Source organism: Streptomyces sp. NPDC003697, from assembly GCF_053587115.1.
In genome coordinates this window covers 45,341-61,830 of record NZ_JBSFNN010000038.1, presented here as the reverse complement: position 1 = coordinate 61,830, position 16,490 = coordinate 45,341, and the positions used below count along the sequence as shown (strand labels likewise).

Annotated in this window: 13 protein-coding genes, 1 tRNA gene and 1 pseudogene; 9 read left to right on the top strand and 6 right to left on the bottom strand. The window is 72.4% G+C overall.

Translation table 11 applies throughout. The features are described 5' to 3' along the window. Positions 1 to 39: 39 nt before the first annotated feature. Together ACWDNY_RS17345 and ACWDNY_RS17340 are read right to left on the bottom strand one after the other, a co-directional pair. Positions 40 to 113, bottom strand: a tRNA-Met gene (locus ACWDNY_RS17345). 88 nt (positions 114 to 201) lie between these two features. Continuing rightward, positions 202 to 1,437: an MFS transporter gene (locus ACWDNY_RS17340; protein ID WP_451646598.1), complete on the bottom strand. Its 1,236-nt coding sequence runs from the start codon at positions 1,435 to 1,437 to the stop codon at positions 202 to 204. A gap of 156 nt (positions 1,438 to 1,593) precedes the next feature. Here ACWDNY_RS17340 and ACWDNY_RS17335 point away from each other — a divergent pair, with 156 nt between their 5' ends. The 6 genes and pseudogenes from ACWDNY_RS17335 to ACWDNY_RS17310 all read left to right on the top strand — a co-directional run bounded on the left by ACWDNY_RS17335 (position 1,594) and on the right by ACWDNY_RS17310 (position 10,544). Continuing rightward, complete coding sequence (locus ACWDNY_RS17335) at positions 1,594 to 2,064, top strand: MarR family winged helix-turn-helix transcriptional regulator (RefSeq protein ID WP_451646597.1); 471 nt, start codon at positions 1,594 to 1,596, stop codon at positions 2,062 to 2,064. 406 nt (positions 2,065 to 2,470) lie between these two features. Then, positions 2,471 to 2,827 carry a VOC family protein gene (locus tag ACWDNY_RS17330; protein ID WP_451646596.1) on the top strand — a complete coding sequence of 119 codons (357 nt, stop codon included), beginning with the start codon at positions 2,471 to 2,473 and terminating at the stop codon, positions 2,825 to 2,827. Between the two features lie 131 nt (positions 2,828 to 2,958). Continuing rightward, positions 2,959 to 5,358: an excinuclease ABC subunit UvrA gene (locus ACWDNY_RS17325; protein ID WP_451646595.1), complete on the top strand. Its 2,400-nt coding sequence runs from the start codon at positions 2,959 to 2,961 to the stop codon at positions 5,356 to 5,358. A 581-nt stretch (positions 5,359 to 5,939) separates the two neighbouring features. Then, the gene (gene helR, locus ACWDNY_RS17320) at positions 5,940 to 8,087 is read left to right on the top strand and encodes an RNA polymerase recycling motor ATPase HelR (protein WP_451646594.1); all 2,148 of its coding nucleotides are present in this window, start codon (positions 5,940 to 5,942) and stop codon (positions 8,085 to 8,087) included. Positions 8,088 to 8,236: 149 nt separating this feature from the next. Then, positions 8,237 to 8,551, top strand: a pseudogene (locus tag ACWDNY_RS17315) (LysR family transcriptional regulator); the annotation flags it as partial. Between the two features lie 220 nt (positions 8,552 to 8,771). Beyond that, entirely contained in the window at positions 8,772 to 10,544 is a 1,773-nt protein-coding gene (locus tag ACWDNY_RS17310) for an MOSC domain-containing protein (protein WP_451646593.1), read from the top strand. A gap of 94 nt (positions 10,545 to 10,638) precedes the next feature. Here the strand turns inward: ACWDNY_RS17310 and ACWDNY_RS17305 are convergent, their stop codons facing one another. Together ACWDNY_RS17305 and ACWDNY_RS17300 are read right to left on the bottom strand one after the other, a co-directional pair. Further along, complete coding sequence (locus ACWDNY_RS17305; protein ID WP_451646592.1) at positions 10,639 to 11,211, bottom strand: TetR/AcrR family transcriptional regulator; 573 nt, start codon at positions 11,209 to 11,211, stop codon at positions 10,639 to 10,641. A gap of 9 nt (positions 11,212 to 11,220) precedes the next feature. Beyond that, a complete protein-coding gene (locus ACWDNY_RS17300) occupies positions 11,221 to 11,805 on the bottom strand; it encodes a sugar O-acetyltransferase (protein ID WP_451646591.1) in 585 nt (194 codons plus the stop codon). Between the two features lie 173 nt (positions 11,806 to 11,978). Between ACWDNY_RS17300 and ACWDNY_RS17295 the strand changes: the two genes are divergently transcribed. After that, positions 11,979 to 13,103: an acyltransferase family protein gene (locus ACWDNY_RS17295; RefSeq protein WP_451646590.1), complete on the top strand. Its 1,125-nt coding sequence runs from the start codon at positions 11,979 to 11,981 to the stop codon at positions 13,101 to 13,103. A gap of 287 nt (positions 13,104 to 13,390) precedes the next feature. Here the strand turns inward: ACWDNY_RS17295 and ACWDNY_RS17290 are convergent, their stop codons facing one another. Next, complete coding sequence (locus ACWDNY_RS17290) at positions 13,391 to 13,759, bottom strand: peptidoglycan-binding domain-containing protein (RefSeq protein ID WP_451646589.1); 369 nt, start codon at positions 13,757 to 13,759, stop codon at positions 13,391 to 13,393. Between the two features lie 269 nt (positions 13,760 to 14,028). Here ACWDNY_RS17290 and ACWDNY_RS17285 point away from each other — a divergent pair, with 269 nt between their 5' ends. Together ACWDNY_RS17285 and ACWDNY_RS17280 are read left to right on the top strand one after the other, a co-directional pair. Then, positions 14,029 to 15,018, top strand: coding sequence for a phosphotransferase family protein (locus ACWDNY_RS17285; protein WP_451646588.1), 990 nt, complete (start codon positions 14,029 to 14,031; stop codon positions 15,016 to 15,018). Positions 15,019 to 15,385: 367 nt separating this feature from the next. Then, a complete protein-coding gene (locus ACWDNY_RS17280) occupies positions 15,386 to 15,997 on the top strand; it encodes a hypothetical protein (protein ID WP_451646587.1) in 612 nt (203 codons plus the stop codon). Between the two features lie 28 nt (positions 15,998 to 16,025). Here ACWDNY_RS17280 and ACWDNY_RS17275 read toward each other — a convergent pair whose 3' ends face one another. Then, positions 16,026 to 16,484: a MaoC family dehydratase gene (locus ACWDNY_RS17275; RefSeq protein WP_451646586.1), complete on the bottom strand. Its 459-nt coding sequence runs from the start codon at positions 16,482 to 16,484 to the stop codon at positions 16,026 to 16,028. Positions 16,485 to 16,490: the final 6 nt, after the last annotated feature.

Here is a 16,490-nt window from a genome sequence, read left to right as displayed (position 1 = left end):
GGGGCGGGAAGAGGCTGCTGCCGGCCCCTCGGTTGGGAGTAGCGGGGACAGGATTTGAACCTGCGACCTCTGGGTTATGAGCCCAGCGAGCTACCGAGCTGCTCCACCCCGCGTCGGTAGGATCCACTGTACGCCATCCCGGGAGCGTCCTTGACCGGTGCCTTGGCTCGGCCGTGACCGCCGAGGCGCGGGGGCCGTCGGTCAGCGGTTGGGTGGGGAGGCGGCTCGCAGGCCGGCGGGGGCCCGCTGGTCCTGCTCAAGGGCCCCGGCCCTTTCGCCGGGGACCCGGATGCGGGTCCGGCGGTCGAGGAAGGCGGCGAGGAAGGACAGCAGCAGGGCGGTGCCGGAGAGCAGGGCGCCGACCCAGTTGGGGGAGGTGTAGCCGAGTCCCGCGGCGATCACGATGCCGCCGAGCCAGGCCGCAAGGGCGTTGCCGAGGTTGAAGGCGCCGATGTTCGCCGCCGAGGCCAGGGTGGGGGCCGCGGAGGCCTGGTCGAGCACCCACTTCTGCAGCGGCGGCACGGTGGCGAAGCCCAGGGCGCCGATCAGCGTGAGGGTGACCGCGGCCAGGACCTTGTGGTGGGCGGTCGAGGTAAACAGCAGCAGGACGACGGACAGCGCGCCCAGCGTCGTGAACAGCATCGGCATCAGCGCGCGGTCGGCGAAACGGCCGCCGAGCAGGTTGCCGAGGAACATGCCGACGCCGAACAACACCAGCAGCCAGGTGACCGCGGCCTCGGTGTAGCCGGCGACCTCGGTCATCATCGGCGTGATGTAGGTGATCGCCGCGAACACCCCGCCGTAGCCCAGCACGGTCATCGCCATGGCGAGCCAGACCTGCACATTGCGGAAGGCGGCGAACTCGTCGCGGACGTTCGCCGACTCGGGCCCGCCCGTCTCGGGCACGAGCTTGGCCACACCGAGCAGCCCCACGACGCCGAGCGCGGCGACGGCGGAGAAGGTGACGCGCCATCCGGCGGCCTGCCCGATGTAGGTCCCGCCGGGGACGCCGACGATGTTCGCCACCGTCAGCCCCATGAACATCAGGGAGATGGCCGAGGCCTTCTTCTCCGGAGCGACGAGTCGGGCGGCCACGACGGAGCCGATGCCGAAGAACGCGCCGTGCGCGAGGGAGGCGACGACCCGGCCGATGAGCATGACCGCGAAGACGGGGGCGGCGGCGGACAGGGCGTTGCCGACGACGAAGAGCGCCATGAGGAACATGAGCATCTTCTTGCGGGAGACCTTGGTGCCGAGCACCGTCAGCAGCGGGGCGCCGAGGACGACACCGAGCGCGTAGCCGGTCACCAGCCAGCCGGCGGAGGGGATGGAGACACCGAAGTCGCCTGCGACCTGGGGCAGCACACCCATGATCACGAACTCGGTGGTGCCGATCCCGAAGGCCCCGATGGCCAGGGCCAGGAGCGCGAGAGGCATGGAGAGACCTTCCAGAGGAGTGCGTGGATTGCGCGAGGCGCTTACGGGCGGCACAGTAGTTGCAGACGCGGGATATCTGCAAGCGAAGGTAGTGACTCTGTGTTTTAACCCGCGTGTGCAACTATGGAAGGTGCTCCGCCGATGAAGGAGGCCTCCGTGACCGCCACCGACCCCGCAATGACCGCCCTCGCCCAGGGCTGGTGCGCCCTCTCACTGCTGCACGACAGGATCGAGGGGCATCTCGAACGCGCGTTGCAGGCGGGGCACGGCCTCAGCGCCCGTGAGTACTCCCTGCTCGACGTCCTCAGCCGCCAGCACGACGGCCTGGGCGGCCATCTGCAGATGAAGCAGGTGGCCGACGCCGTCGTGCTCAGCCAGAGCGCCACCACCCGGCTGGTGACCCGCCTGGAGGACCGCGGGCTGCTGTCCCGGTACCTGTGCCCCACCGACCGCCGCGGGATCTACACCAACGTCTCCGAAGCCGGCCTCGCCCTCCTGCGGCAGGCCTGCCCCACTCATGACGCCGCCCTGCACGAGGCACTCGGGGAAGCGGCCCGCGACGCGCGCCTCGAACCACTGGTCAGGGCTGTGAAAGCCCTGCCCGCCGCGGCACCCGCCCCCGCCTGAAGGGATCGTGCCGGCGGTCGTGGGCGACCGGCCGGCCTCCCCGCCATCCGCAGGTCCGCTCCGGTCCGGCCGGACCGGAGCCGGTAGCGGTGTCCGTACCGGCACGTCCCCCGGCACGAGTGGACGGATCCCCCCGGGTACGGCACAGGAGTGACCGGACCGATCAGGAATCGAGAAGCGGGGGTCACCGTTCCGTGGCTAGCGTGACCCATGGCCGTCACCACTCACGCAACCGTCCGCTCGCGCGCGCAGGACGATCCGGGCACCCGCCCGGCCCCCTGCCGCCGAGCCCTCGGCTGCGGGGGCCGCGGCGGCGGACAGGCGGAACGCGCCGCACCGCCCCGCCGTTCGTCCGGACACGGCCGCGTCCACCGGATCCATCCGAACCCCGATCTCAGGAGCGACCATGACCGGCTCCCCCACCCAGGGAATCAGGACCGTGCTGCACCCCGTCTCCGACCTGGCCGAGGCCAAGGAGGTGTACGCTGCCCTGCTCGGCGTGCCCCCGCAGACCGACGAGTCCTACTACGTCGGCTTCGAGGCCGCGGGCCAGCACATCGGGCTCGTGCCGGGCGGCGGGCCACAGGGCATGACCTCGCCGGTGGCCTACTGGCACGTGACGGACATCGAGGCGAAGCTGGCCGAGGTGACCGCCGCCGGAGCGACCGTGAAGGAGCCCGCCCACGACGTCGGCGGCGGCCGCCTGGTCGCGACCGTCACCGACCCCGACGGCAACGTCCTCGGTCTGCTGCAGGACGGCTGAGTGCCGCCCCGCTCCCGACTCCGGCGCAACGCGGCGCCGGGCCCCGGCCGGTGCTCGGAGCCGGCCTTGATCGAGCCAGGTGACACCGGCGAGGGCCGCGGACGCGGCCCCGCCCGACAGATGGAGACACGATGAGCACGGCCACGACGACGGACACGCAGCCGTCCGCGCCGCACGTCGCCGACAGCCACGACCTGATCCGCGTGCACGGCGCGCGCGTGAACAACCTCAAGGACGTCAGCCTCGAGATTCCGAAGCGCCGGCTGACGGTGTTCACCGGAGTCTCCGGCTCGGGCAAGAGCTCACTGGTCTTCGACACGATCGCCGCGGAGTCGCAGCGGCTGATCAACGAGACCTACAGCGCCTTCGTGCAGGGATTCATGCCGGCCCTGGCCCGGCCCGAGGTCGACCTGCTCGACGGGCTGACCACCGCGATCATCGTCGACCAGCAGCGGATGGGTGCCGACCCGCGCTCCACGGTCGGCACCGCCACCGACGCCAACGCGATGCTGCGCATCCTCTTCAGCCGGCTCGGCAAGCCGCACATCGGCTCGCCGCAGGCGTTCTCCTTCAACGTCCCCTCCATCAGCGGAGCGGGCGCGGTCACCCTCGAGCGCAGCGGGAAGACCGTGAAGGAGCGGCGCGAGTTCAGCATCACCGGCGGCATGTGCCCGCACTGCGAAGGCCGGGGCACGGTCTCCGACATCGACCTGACGCAGCTGTACGACGACTCCAAGTCGCTCGCCGAGGGCGCCCTCACGATCCCCGGCTACAAGTCCGGCGGCTGGAACCACCGGCTCTACACCGAGTCGGGCCTGGTCGACCCGGCCAAGCCGATCCGCGACTACTCCGAGCAGGAGTTGCGGGACCTCCTCCACCGCGAGCCGACGAGGATGAAGATCGCGGGCATCAACATGACCTACGAGGGGCTCGTCCCGCGGGTCCAGAAGTCGATGCTCGCCAAGGACCGGGAGGCGATGCAGCCGCACATCCGGGACTTCGTGGACCGGGCCGTCACCTTCGCCGCCTGCCCCCGGTGCGGCGGCACCCGGCTCAGCGAGGGCGCCCGGTCGTCGAAGATCGGCGGCATCAGCATCGCCGACGCGTGCGCGATGCAGATCAGCGACCTGGCCGCATGGGTCCGCGGCCTCGACGAGCCGTCCGTGGCGCCGCTGCTCGCCGCGCTGCGGCAGACCCTCGAGTCGTTCGTGGAGATCGGCCTCGGCTACCTCGCACTGGACCGGCCGTCGGGCACGCTGTCGGGCGGCGAGGCCCAGCGCGTCAAGATGATCCGCCACCTCGGCTCCTCCCTCACGGACGTCACGTACGTCTTCGACGAGCCCACCATCGGCCTGCACCCGCACGACATCCAGCGGATGAACGACCTGCTTCTGCGGCTGCGGGACAAGGGCAACACGGTGCTCGTCGTGGAGCACAAGCCGGAGACGATCCGGATCGCCGACCACGTCGTCGACCTCGGCCCCGGCGCCGGCACGGCGGGCGGCACCGTCTGCTTCGAGGGCACCGTCGAGGGGCTGAGGACCGCGGACAGCGTCACCGGCCGCCATTTCGACGACCGGGCCCGGCTGAAGGAGACGGTGCGCAAGCCCACCGGCACGCTGGAGATCCGCGGCGCGTCGGCGCACAACCTGCGTGACGTCGACGTCGACATCCCGCTCGGGGTGCTGACCGTCGTCACCGGCGTCGCCGGCTCCGGCAAGAGCTCCCTCGTGCACGGCTCGATCCCCGCCGGCGCGGGCGTGGTCTCGGTCGACCAGAGCGCGATCCGCGGCTCCAGGCGGAGCAACCCCGCGACGTACACCGGGCTGCTCGAACCGATCCGCAAGGCGTTCGCTAAGGCCAACGGCGTGAAACCCGCGCTGTTCAGCGCCAACTCCGAGGGCGCCTGTCCCACCTGCAACGGCGCCGGCGTCGTCTACACCGACCTGGCGATGATGGCCGGCGTCGCCGTCACCTGCGAGGAGTGCGAGGGGAAGCGGTTCGAGGCGTCGGTGCTGGACTACCGTCTCGCCGGCCGCGACATCAGCGAGGTCCTCGCGATGACGGTGACGGAGGCCGCGGAGTTCTTCGGCACCGGCGAGGCCCGTACCCCGGCCGCGCACGCCGTCCTCGGCCGGCTCGCCGACGTCGGACTCGGCTATCTCAGCCTCGGGCAGCCGCTGACCACACTGTCCGGCGGCGAGCGCCAGCGGCTCAAACTGGCCACCCGCATGGCCGAGAGGGGCGGCGACCGGCCGGTCTACGTACTCGACGAGCCGACGGCCGGCCTGCACCTCGCCGACGTCGAGCAACTGCTGGGCCTGCTGGACCGGCTCGTCGACTCCGGCAGGTCGGTCATCGTCGTCGAGCACCACCAGGCGGTCATGGCGCACGCCGACTGGATCATCGACCTCGGTCCCGGCGCCGGCCACGACGGCGGCCGGATCGTCTTCGAGGGCACCCCCGCCGACCTCGTCGCCGCCCGTTCCACCCTCACCGGCGAGCACCTCGCCGCCTACGTCGGCGCCTGACCGGGACGCGCGGCCTCCCACCGCGAGGCGCCGCGCGGACGTCGTCCCGACGGCGTCGACGGGCGGCGTCCCGCCCGGGAGAACACCTGGACTCCGACCGGGACGGCATTCCGTCCGGGTCGGAGTCCAGGGCCGCGGCGTGGCGGGGCTGCCTCCGCGGCCCGGCGCAGCGCCCTGCTGGCTCGACGGGGTCACTGCCGGACTACTCGCTCAGGGCCGGGGAGTGCGGACCGGCTCACGTCCGCGCTCTTCGCGACGCCGGGACCGGCGTACGCGGTGCGCCGGCCCACGGGTGGGGCGAGCGTCCGCCCGCGCGGCGGACCCCGGTGGGGACCGCAGCGGTTGCGGGCAAAGACAAAGGCGAGGGACCCGACCGGACTCCTCGCCACTCTCAACGTATAGCGCACCGGGGGACTTGCGGCAAGGCCCGGGTCGTGCCGCAGGATGGTCGACCGAGGCCGCGACCTGCACAGACGCGTCAGGCGGAGCGCTGCCCGCCCTGGCCACCAGGTTCGCCACACCAGTCCGGACGCCTTGCCGCACGCACGGGTCGCCGGCGACCCCAGATCGGAGCCCACGACGTGAACCCGCTGACCACCGGCGTGTTTGACCTTCCCGACCACCTTTTCCCCAAGGCCGACCCGGCGCTGATCGCGGGCGACGAACAGCACTTCGCGGCCGTCGCCGAGAGCCTTGAGCAGACGATCGCCGAACTGTCCGACCGGCTCGACGCCGAGCGCAGGGCGCCCGGCGGCCTGGGCCGGCAGGCGATGGACCGGGACGCGGAGATCCACCGGCTCACCGCCCGCCTGCGCGCGCTGCGCCGCTTCGGCGTGGACCTGTGCCTGGGGCACATGGTCCGTGCGGACGACCCGGAGCCGGTGTACATCGGTCGGCTCGGCCTGACCGACAGCACGGGCCGCCGGCTGCTGGTCGACTGGCGCTCGCCCGTGGCCGAGCCGTTCTTCGGAGCCACCCATGCCCACCCGATGGGTCTGGCGAGCCGCCGCAGGTACCGCTGGACCGGCGGCCGGATCAGCGACTACTGGGACGAGGTGTTCACCCCGGACGGGTTCGACGGGCACGCCGCACTGGACGACCAGTCCGCCTTCATCGCCAGCCTGGGCGGCAGCAGATCGGAGCGGATGCGCGACGTGCTCGGCACCATCCAGGCCGACCAGGACGCCGTCATCCGCGCGGGATCGCGCGGCGCCCTCGTCGTCGACGGCGGTCCGGGCACGGGGAAGACCGTCGTCGCCCTCCACCGCGCCGCCTACCTCCTCCACTCCGACCCCCGCCTCGGCCACCGTCGGGGTGGCGTGCTGTTCGTCGGCCCGCACCGGCCCTATCTGGCCTACGTCGCCGACGTCCTGCCCAGCCTCGGAGAGGAGGGCGTGCAGACCTGCATCCTGCGGGACCTCGTCGCCGAGGGGGCCGCCGCAGCGGTCGAGAGTGACCCGGACGTGGCCCGCCTGAAGTCCTCAGCCCGCATGGTCGGGGCGATCGAGACGGCCGTCAGGTTCTACGAGGAGCCGCCCACCGAGGGCATGACGGTCACGACCCACTGGTCCGACATCCCGCTGGGCGCCGACGACTGGGCCGTGGCGTTCGAAGCGGCAGAGCCCGGAACCCCGCACAACCAGGCACACGACCAGGTGTGGGAGGAACTGCTCACGATCCTGGTGGACAAGCACGACGGCGACGCCCCGGCCGGCCTGCTCCGCAAGTCGCTGCGGCAGAACCGGGAGCTGCGCACGGCCTTTCACCGCGCGTGGCCGCTGCTCGAAGCCGCCGACCTGGTCGGAGACCTGTGGTCGGTACCCGCCTACCTGCGGCTGTGCGCTCCCTGGCTCGGCCCCGACGAGGTGCGCAAGCTGCAGCGCGATGACCCCCAGGCCTGGACGGTGTCCGACCTGCCGTTCCTGGACGCGGCACGGCAGCGGCTCGGCGACCCGGAGGCGGCACGCCGCGAACGCCGGCGGAAGGCGGCCGCAGCCGCCGAACGGGAGCAGATGGCCAAGGTCGTCGACGCCCTGCTCGCGGCCGACGACGACGGCGAGGGAGCGGTGACGATGCTGCACGGGCAGGACCTGCGGGACGCCCTGGCCGACGAGACGGCACTGTCCGCCGCCGACCCGGACCTGCTCGCCGGCCCGTTCGCGCACATCGTCGTCGACGAGGCCCAGGAACTGACCGACGCGGAGTGGCAGATGCTGCTGGTGCGGTGCCCGTCCCGGAGCCTCACCGTCGTCGGTGACCGTGCCCAGGCCAGGCACGGCTTCACGGAGTCGTGGCAGGGCCGGCTCGAGCGGATCGGGCTCGACCGGATCAGCCTGGCCTCACTGAGCATCAACTACCGGACGCCACGGGAGGTCATGGCGGAGGCCGAGCCGGTGATCCGGGCCGTCCTACCGGACGCCAACGTGCCGGCCTCCGTCCGCAGCAGCGGCCTCCCCGTCGTCCATGGACCGGTCGCGGACCTGGACTCGGTCCTCGGCGCCTGGCTCGCCGCGCACGCCGACGGGATCGCCTGCGTGATCGGCGATCCCACGTTCCGCTCGACCCCCCGCGTGCGGTCGCTGACCCCGGAGCTGTCGAAGGGGCTCGAGTTCGACCTGGTCGTCCTCGTCGATCCGGAGGAGTTCGGCGAGGGCGTCGAAGGGGCGGTCGACCGCTATGTCGCGATGACCCGGGCGACCCGGCAACTCGTCGTCCTCACGAGCAGCTGAGCCCGGCCGAACGCACACCCGCCCCCGGGCCGGGCGGGGCCGGACCGGTGACCGGGCTGATCCGCCGGTCCGGCGCCGCCGAGGTTGGAATCGACGGTTCAGACTGTCCAGGACTCGCTCGGGCGTACTTGGGTCCTTCGAGGTCTTACGTGCTCGAACTGCGGCAACTCCGCTACTTCGTGGCCGTCGCCGAGACCGAACACGTAGGCCGGGCCGCCGAGAGGCTGCACATCTCCCAGTCGCCGCTGAGCCGGCAGATCGCCCAGCTGGGGAAGACCCTGGGCCTGACCCTGTTCGAACGAGGGCAGCAGCGGATCCGGCTCACCCGGGACGGGCAGGTCTTCCTGGCCGAGGCCCGGGCACTGCTGCGGCACGCGGACCGGCTGGAGAACCTGGGCCGCCGGCTCGGCAGCGGGGAGGAGGGCGGCCTGTGCGTCGGCTACGTCGCCGACGCCGTGCACACCGTGGTGTCGTCGTTCCGGGCCACCGTCCTGCGAACGGGCAAGGCCCGCTGAGGCGCGCACGGCGACTCCCACCGCCGGCGCCCCCGGCCGGGCGTGCACCGGCGGCCGCCTCGCCCGCGCCGGCGGCCCGGCCGCTTCCCCCGCACCGGCGCTCCACGACTTGCCGACCGGACGGGGCGCACTAGCGTGACGGTGGTGGGGGTCCGAGGGAGAGGGGCGCATGGTCACGCTGCTCGCGGTCAACATCGGTATGCCCAAGGACGTCGCCTGGAACGGCCGCACGACGCACACCGGGGTCTGGAAGCGGCCGGCCACCGGCCCCCGGATGGTGCGCCGCCTCAACATCGACGGAGACGGCCAGGGCGACCTCGCCGGGCACGGAGGCCCCCACCGCGCGGTACTCGTGTACCAGCTCGACTCCTACCGGCACTGGCGGCGGTATCTGCGCCGGGACGACCTCACCCACGGTCACTTCGGCGAGAACTTCACCGTCGACGGGCTCTCCGACGACGAGGTGTGCATCGGCGACCGGTACCGCATCGGTGACGCCGTCTTCGAGGTCACGCAGCCGCGCGTCACCTGCTACCGGGTGGGCCTGCGCCTGGACGAGCCGCGGATGCCGGCCCTGCTCGTCGCCCACGGCCGGCCGGGCTTCTACCTGAGAGTGCTCACCGAGGGGCAGGTCGAGGCAGGTGACGAGATCGTCAAGATCGCGACCGGCCCCGAGGCCATGACCGTCGCCGAGATCGACGCACTGCTCTACCAGCCGGGTCACCCGCGCCCCCAGCTGGAGAGGGCCCTGCGCATCCCCGCGCTGAGCCCCGGCTGGCAGACCTCGTTGCGGGCCCTGCTGGACGACTACGAGAAGCAGGGCCGCATCACGGGCAACACCGGGCTGACCGCGGCCGCCGCCGGCCCGCCGCCCGCATGGCCCGGCTTCCGGCCGCTGGAGGTCACCGCCGTCGATCCGGAGAGCAGCGACATCTTCTCCCTCGGCCTCGCGGCGCCCGACGCGAGTCCGCTCCCCGCGGCCCTGCCCGGCCAGTTCGTCACCGTCCGGATGCACCCGGACCCCGACCGGGCGCCGGTCATCCGCAGCTACTCGCTGTCCGGGGCGCCCGGGGCCGGCCGCTACCGCATCAGCGTGAAGGAGGAGCCCCACGGTGTCGCCAGCGGCTGGCTCCGCCGGCATGTCGCGGTCGGCGACGTGCTCGACGTGGCGGCCCCACGAGGTACCTTCACCCTCCGCGAGGGCGAGAACCCGGTCGTGCTGGTCTCGGCCGGCGTCGGGGCCACTCCGGTGCTGGCCATGCTCCACGCGCTCGCCGCCACCGGCGGCCCCAGGCCCGTCTGGTGGCTGCACGCGGCCCGCGACGGCACCGCGCACCCCTTCGCCCGGGAGGCGCGCACCCTGCTCGACCGCATTCCCTCCAGCCGCGCCCACATCTTCTACAGCAGGCCGCGGAGCAGCGACCTGCTCGGCCGCGACGACACCCACTCCGGCCGGCTCTCCGCCGGACTGCTCGGAGACCTCCACCTCCCCGTGGACGCCGACGCCTACGTCTGCGGTCCCGTCACTTTCATGGAGGGCATCACCCGGGCACTGGTGGACTGCGGCCTGGACCCGGCACGCGTGCGCACGGAGACCTTCGGTTCGGTGGCCGCCCTCACCCCCGGCGTGGTGCCCACCGGCGGACGGACCCCTCATCCGCCGGCCCGGCCCGTGCCGGAGGCCACCGGTCCGAGTGTCTCCTTCGCCCGCAGCAACCTGACCGTTGCCTGGGACCCCGCGTACCCGACGCTCCTGGAGCTGGCCGAGGCGTGCGACGTCCCCGTCCGGTGGTCGTGCCGCACCGGCGTCTGCCACACCTGCCAGACCGCTGTCCTCTCCGGCCGCGTCGGCTACTCTCCCGACCCCCTCGACCCACCTGCCGACGGCGACGCCCTCATCTGCTGCTCGCAGCCCGCCGAGGACCTCACCCTCGACCTGTGAGCACCCCCGCGGACGGGACCGTGCCGCCTCCACGGCTGGCGGGACAGCGAGCTGACGCGCGTTCAGGCGCCTCCCCCACCCCGCCTCCCGGGGGTCAGCCGCGCGACCCGCCTGGGATGTCACCGCCGTCGCCGGTGATGCGGGTGACGGCTTCCAGGGTGAGGGCGCGGTCGTGGGGTTCCCGGGCCAGGGCGCGGTGCAGCGTCAGTCCCCCGATGAGCGCGTCGAGCTGCCGGGCCGTGTCCCGGTCGAAGTGCCTCTCCAGATGAGTGCGGCTGCGGGCCATCCACTCCTGGGTGAGTTCCCGGTAGGACGGGCGGCGGGCGGCGAGGGTGTAGAGCTCCTGGGTGAGGACGAGGTCCCGCCGGCTTCCCTCCGACAACGTGTGCACGAGGTCGGCGACGGCCGCTCTGGCCTGGTCCCGGTCGGCCGGGCCGGCGAGATGCGCGTCGAACACCGCGACGATGTGGTCGGTGAAGTGACGGAAAGCCTCGCGGAGCAGTTCGTCCATGCCGCGGAAGTGATAGGTCATCGACCCCAGCGGTACGCCGGCGCGCGCGGCGATCTTCCGGTGGGAGACTCCCGCGACGCCTTCGTCCGCGATGAGGTCGAGGGTGGCGGCGAGGATGCGTTCGCGGCGCTGCGGGTCGGCGTGTCCGGTGGCCATGACGGGCTGTCACCGCAGGGTGCGGACCGGCCGGGCCGGGTTGCCGACCGCGACGACGTCGGCGGATACGTCCTTGGTGACCACGGCGCCCGCACCGATGACGGCGTTGTCCCCGATGGTGACACCAGGCAGCACGATGGCGCCGCCGCCGATCCACACGTTGTCACCGACGGTGATCGGGCGGGCCGCTTCCAGCCTGTCCCGTCGCGGCTGCGGTTCCAGCGGGTGGGTGGGGGTGAGCAACTGGACGTTCGGTCCGATCTGGCAGTCCTCGCCGATGACGATCGCCGCGACGTCCAGTGCGGTCAGGTTGTAGTTGACGAAGGTGCGCGCGCCGATCGTGATGTTGCTGCCGTAGTCGACGTACAGCGGCGGCCGTACATGCGCGTCCTCGCCCAAGAAGCCCAGCAGGTCCGTCAGGAGCGACTCGGCCTCGTCCGTCTGTTCGACGTAGGCGGCCTGGTAGCGTGCCGCCAGCCGCATCGCCCGCTGCTGGCGGCGGGTGATCTCCGGATCGTCGGCGATGTACAGGTCGCCCGCCAGCATGCGTTCCAGATGCGTGCGGGAATCCCCCGCGAAGTAGTCCTTCGGCATGCGCGTGAGATTACGCTCAGCAGCGTACGACTGTACACTCCTGTGCGCGTACGGCCCTGAGACGGCCCTGAGGACCACGGCCCACGGGCGGCCTGCGATCAGCGCGGTCCGGTGACTGCCGGCCGTGCGCGGAAGCCGGCCGCAGGCCTTGCCCGAAGGGTGAAGCAACACGAATGAGCCCCATACCTCCCGCCGGTCGTGACCGGCTGCCCTCGCTGACGGGGTTGCGCTTCTGGGCTGCAGCGCTCGTCGTCCTCTACCACCTCTCCCGTCAGGTCGGCCCCCTCCCGGGGCTCAGCGAGGCCGTCTGGTACGGCCGCAGCGGCGTGACCTTCTTCTTCGTGCTGTCGGGAGTCGTCCTGGCCTGGACCTACGACGGGGCGGGCGTTCCCACCCGGGTCTTCCTGTGGCGGCGCTTCGCCCGCATCTGGCCACTGCTCGCCGTCAGCGTCGCCGCGTCGATCGCCGTGTGGGCCGCGATGGACCGCCCGGTGTCCGCCAAGGCCGTGGCGGACACCCTGCTGCTCGTCCATGCCTGGTCGCCCCAGCCGGTCATCTTCAAGGGCGGCAACCCGGCAGCCTGGTCCCTCAGTGACGAGGCCTGGTTCTACGCGCTCTTCCCCGTGCTGATGGCGCTGCTCGCCGGCCGCCGCACCAGGGTGTGGATCTGGACGGCGGTCGCCGTCACCTGCGGTGCGCTCGTGCTGTGGCCGGCCTTGTCCGGTCTGCCGCCCGCCACTCGGAACTGGGCCCTGGACTATCTGCCCCTGACCCGGTCCCTGCAGTTCGTGCTCGGCGTGGTGGCCGGCCTCGCCCTCCGGCGCGGCTGGCGGCCTTCCCTGCCCCTGCCGGCGGCCGTCGCGCTGGTCGCCGGCTGGCACGCGATCCTGATTCCGTGGTCGCACGCGGTGCCGGACGCCCTGTGGTACAGCCCCTACACCGCCTCACAGTGGCTCTCGGCACCGATCTTCGCCGCTCTGATCTGTTCCGCCGCTCGTGCCGACCTGGAGGGCAGGCGCACCGGGCTGGGCGGGGCGGGGATGCTCAGGCTGGGGCACTGGTCCTTCGCCTGGTACCTGACCCATGAGATCGTGATCCGCGCGGCTCTCTTCCACTGGGGCAAGCCCGCGCCGGGCGGCCCGACGGTTGTGCTCTGGACGGGCGTGCTGACGGCCAGTCTGACCGTCGCGGCCGTCGCCTACCACTGGCTGGAACAGCCCGCGGAGCGAATGCTGCGACGCCGCTTCTTCCGTCCCGCCGCCCCGGCGCGCGAGCCGGCGGCTCTCGGCCAACGCTGAACACCGCGTTCCCAGGCGGTGCGCCTGCTGCCTCCCGCCCACGTGTGCGGGCGGGTGCGGGCATCGCGGGAGGAAGGCCGCCCACCACAGAACGATAGGGGAGAAATCCGCTCCGGGCGATGCGGAGCCGGGCCGCAGCGGGGCACCGCGGACGAGGCCGCACAACACCCCCGCATACGGGGCCAATCGGGGCCGACTGAACCGGCCGGCCGGGCAGCACGTCCCGCCTCATGACCAGGTGGCGCGGCACGATCCGGACGCCCCCCGCCGCAGGCACCGCGGGGGCCTCAGGGCGGCGGGTAGGGGTCGTAGCAGTCGGGGACGGGCTTGTAGAGCACGTGCCACGTCCGCCCCTCGACGACGCCGCTCGGCGGCAGGCCGTGGCACTCCTGGATCCACTCGATCTTCTCCACCGTGACCGAGTCGAGCACCCCGCTGAGCGGGAGCTTGGGAGGCTCGCCACCCCACATGTTGCTCAGGCACTGCGCCTGCTTGACCGCAGGGCCGGTCCCGCCCTCGGTGAGGACGGGCTGGAACGCCGGTGAGATGTAGGGGCACCGGGCGGAGTCGGCTGCGCCGGCCTGGGGAACCGCCAGGCCCAGTACGGCGAGGGTGCACAGCGCCGCGCCCGAGGTGACCAGTCCGCGCTGTCTCATGCCGCTCCTTCCACCCGGCCGCCCAACGGGCGGTTCGTGCCGGGGAACGGGTATCCCCATCGTCGCCGCGTTCGGCGGGGCCCGCCAGTTGCGCACGGACGGCGCGGAGCGGGGGAGGGGCGGAGACTCGGGCGCAGGCCGGGCGCGACGTGGCGGACGCTTCGCAGGACACAGGCGCCGGTGGAGCGGACGCCGGCGTGGCCGCGCCGGCGCCGTCCCCGACGGTGATGCCGCCACAATGGGCGCCACGCCGGGGTTAGGGTCGGCGGATGCGCCAGGTCACGGGTAGCGAAGCCTTGTCAGGGATCGTGCATGAGGCACTGGGGGCGGGAGCCCGCGTCGTCGGAGTGGACCGGTTGCGCGGAGGGAGCAGGAAGGGGGTCTACCGGGTCCACACGGACGGATCACGTGCAGCGAGTGTGATCGTCTACAGCTGGGCCGAGGCCGAGAACTTCTGGCCGGCCGCGGGAGCCGTCGATGCGGCCCACCCGTTCGCTCCGGCCTCCGGGCTGGTCCCGTTCCTGGCCGCTCGACGGAGGCTGGACGGCCTTGGCGTCCGGGTGCCAGGGGTGCTTCTGGCTGATGGCAGCCGACGCCGCTACCCGGCGGATGCAGCAGTTGTCGAGGACGTTGCCGGCGGCACTCTGGAAGCACTCCTGGTAACGGATCCCGCACGCGCGTCCCACGCATTGAGTGAGCTGGCAGCAATGCTCGACGCGATGCACCGGCAGCGCAGTCAGCACTACGGCAGGGTGGACGTTCTCGAACGGGGCGACAAAGCGAGTGGCGCTTCGTGCGAGCAACTGGTGCTCGGGCGTGCCGTCGAGGACCTCGCTGAGGCGGCCGAATGCGACCACAGGATCGGGTCAGCCGTGGCCCGTTTCCACGATCGCCTGCAGGAACTGGCCGCGCGAGTTGCTCCGCGCACGCAGCACGGACTGATCCACGGGGAACTCGGGCCCGACCACGTCCTGGTGGGTGCCTCCGGACACCCCGTTCTCATCGACATCGAGGGCCTGATGTTTTTCGATGTCGAGTGGGAGCACGTATTCCTGCAACTTCGTTTCGGCGACCAGTACCCGGTCTTGTCACGCCCCGGACTTGATCCGGCACGGCTCGACCTCTACATGCTCGCGATGCGTCTCTCACTGGTGGCCGGCCCCCTTCGCCTGCTCGACGGCGACTTCCCACACCGGGCGCTGATGGGGGAAATCGCCGAGCACAACGCGAAGGGGGCGCTGGCCCTGTTGGGCCGGTAGCGCCGCGTCCGCCACATGACGCTCCCCACCCCCACGGCCGGCCGCCTCGACGGGCGGCCGGCCGCTCCGCGTTGCGAGCCTTCTGGCGGCGCTCTCGTCGGCCGAGGTGGCACCCCACCTGGGTCACGGCATCAATGCCGTCAATGATCCACCGCTGTCAACACGCCGGGCCTGGGATTCGGCCACGGTGGTGGTGTCGCGCGCCGGCGTGGGTGGCCGGAATCGCCTTGTCGAACTGGCACTCGGGCGCGGGCTGGGTATGCCTCCCGTGCAGAGCGACGCGGGGGCATTGGGGGCGGGTACCGTGGCACGCCTGTCGTGGACGTCCAACGGGTACCCTTCGCCACGCTCGCAACGACGGCTCACTGTGCGCCGTCTGCGAGCCCAGGGCCGCTACGGCCCCGGACTCCGCGATGTCCTGCCCGCCCTGGCCGGGCTGGTGGCGGCGGTGTGCTCGGTGGTCGCCGGGCTCGCGGCGGGATACCGTGCCGCCGGGATCGCCGTCCCCGTCGCCGGCGTCGCCGCCATCATCCTGCTCGTCACACTCGCGATCCGGCGCCGACGCCCGGGCGCCCGGCGCCGCCTCGGCTACTACACCCCGGGTGAACTGCGCGAACTCGACACGCAGGGCCTTGCCCTGGCCGTGGCCCGGATGCTGAGGAGGGAGGGGTGGCGGGTGCGGATGCTGCCCGCGCCCGACCGGCCGCGTCTGTGCGCCCGGGACGCGGACGGCCGGCTGCTCGACGTGGCCTTCCGGCCCGTGGCGGAGCCGTTGCCCGACGAGGACGTGCCCCATCCCCACGTGCACCCGGACGGCGCGGAGGCGCCCCTCCGTCTGGTGGTGCACCGGGGCGCCTTCCGGGCCCGCGACGCGCGGTGGGCACGGCGGCAGGGCAGAACCTGGCTGCTCGACGGCTCCGCGCTCGAACGCTGGGCACAGGGCGTGCACCTGGACGAACTGCTCCCGCACGGCTCGTGACACTCCGCGCGGGGCGAAGCCGGGCATGTCACGGATAGAAGTGCGTGAGGGACTCGGCGACGCAGGCCGGCTTCGCCGACCCTTCGAGCTCGAAGGTGAAGGCGCGGTGCATCTGCACGCCGCCGCGCTTCACCTCGTGCACATCGGTGACGGACGCGTGCAGCCGGATCCGGCTGCCGACGGGCACCGGCGCCGGGAAGCGGACCTTGTTGACGCCGTAGTTGAGGGCCATGGCGACGCCCGTGACCTTCAGCAGTTCGGCGAACATGGGGATGCCCCAGCTGAGGATCATGTAGCCGTGGGCGATGGTCCGGCCGTAGGGGCCGTGGGCGGCTCGTTCGGTGTCGGTGTGGATCCACTGATGGTCGCCGGAGACGTCGGCGAAGGTGTCGATGAGGTGCTGGGTGACCTCCTTCCACGAGGAGTGGCCGAGGTCGCGGCCTGCCAGCCGCGTGATCTCCGGGATGCCGTGGACGGTCAGTGCCATGGGAGT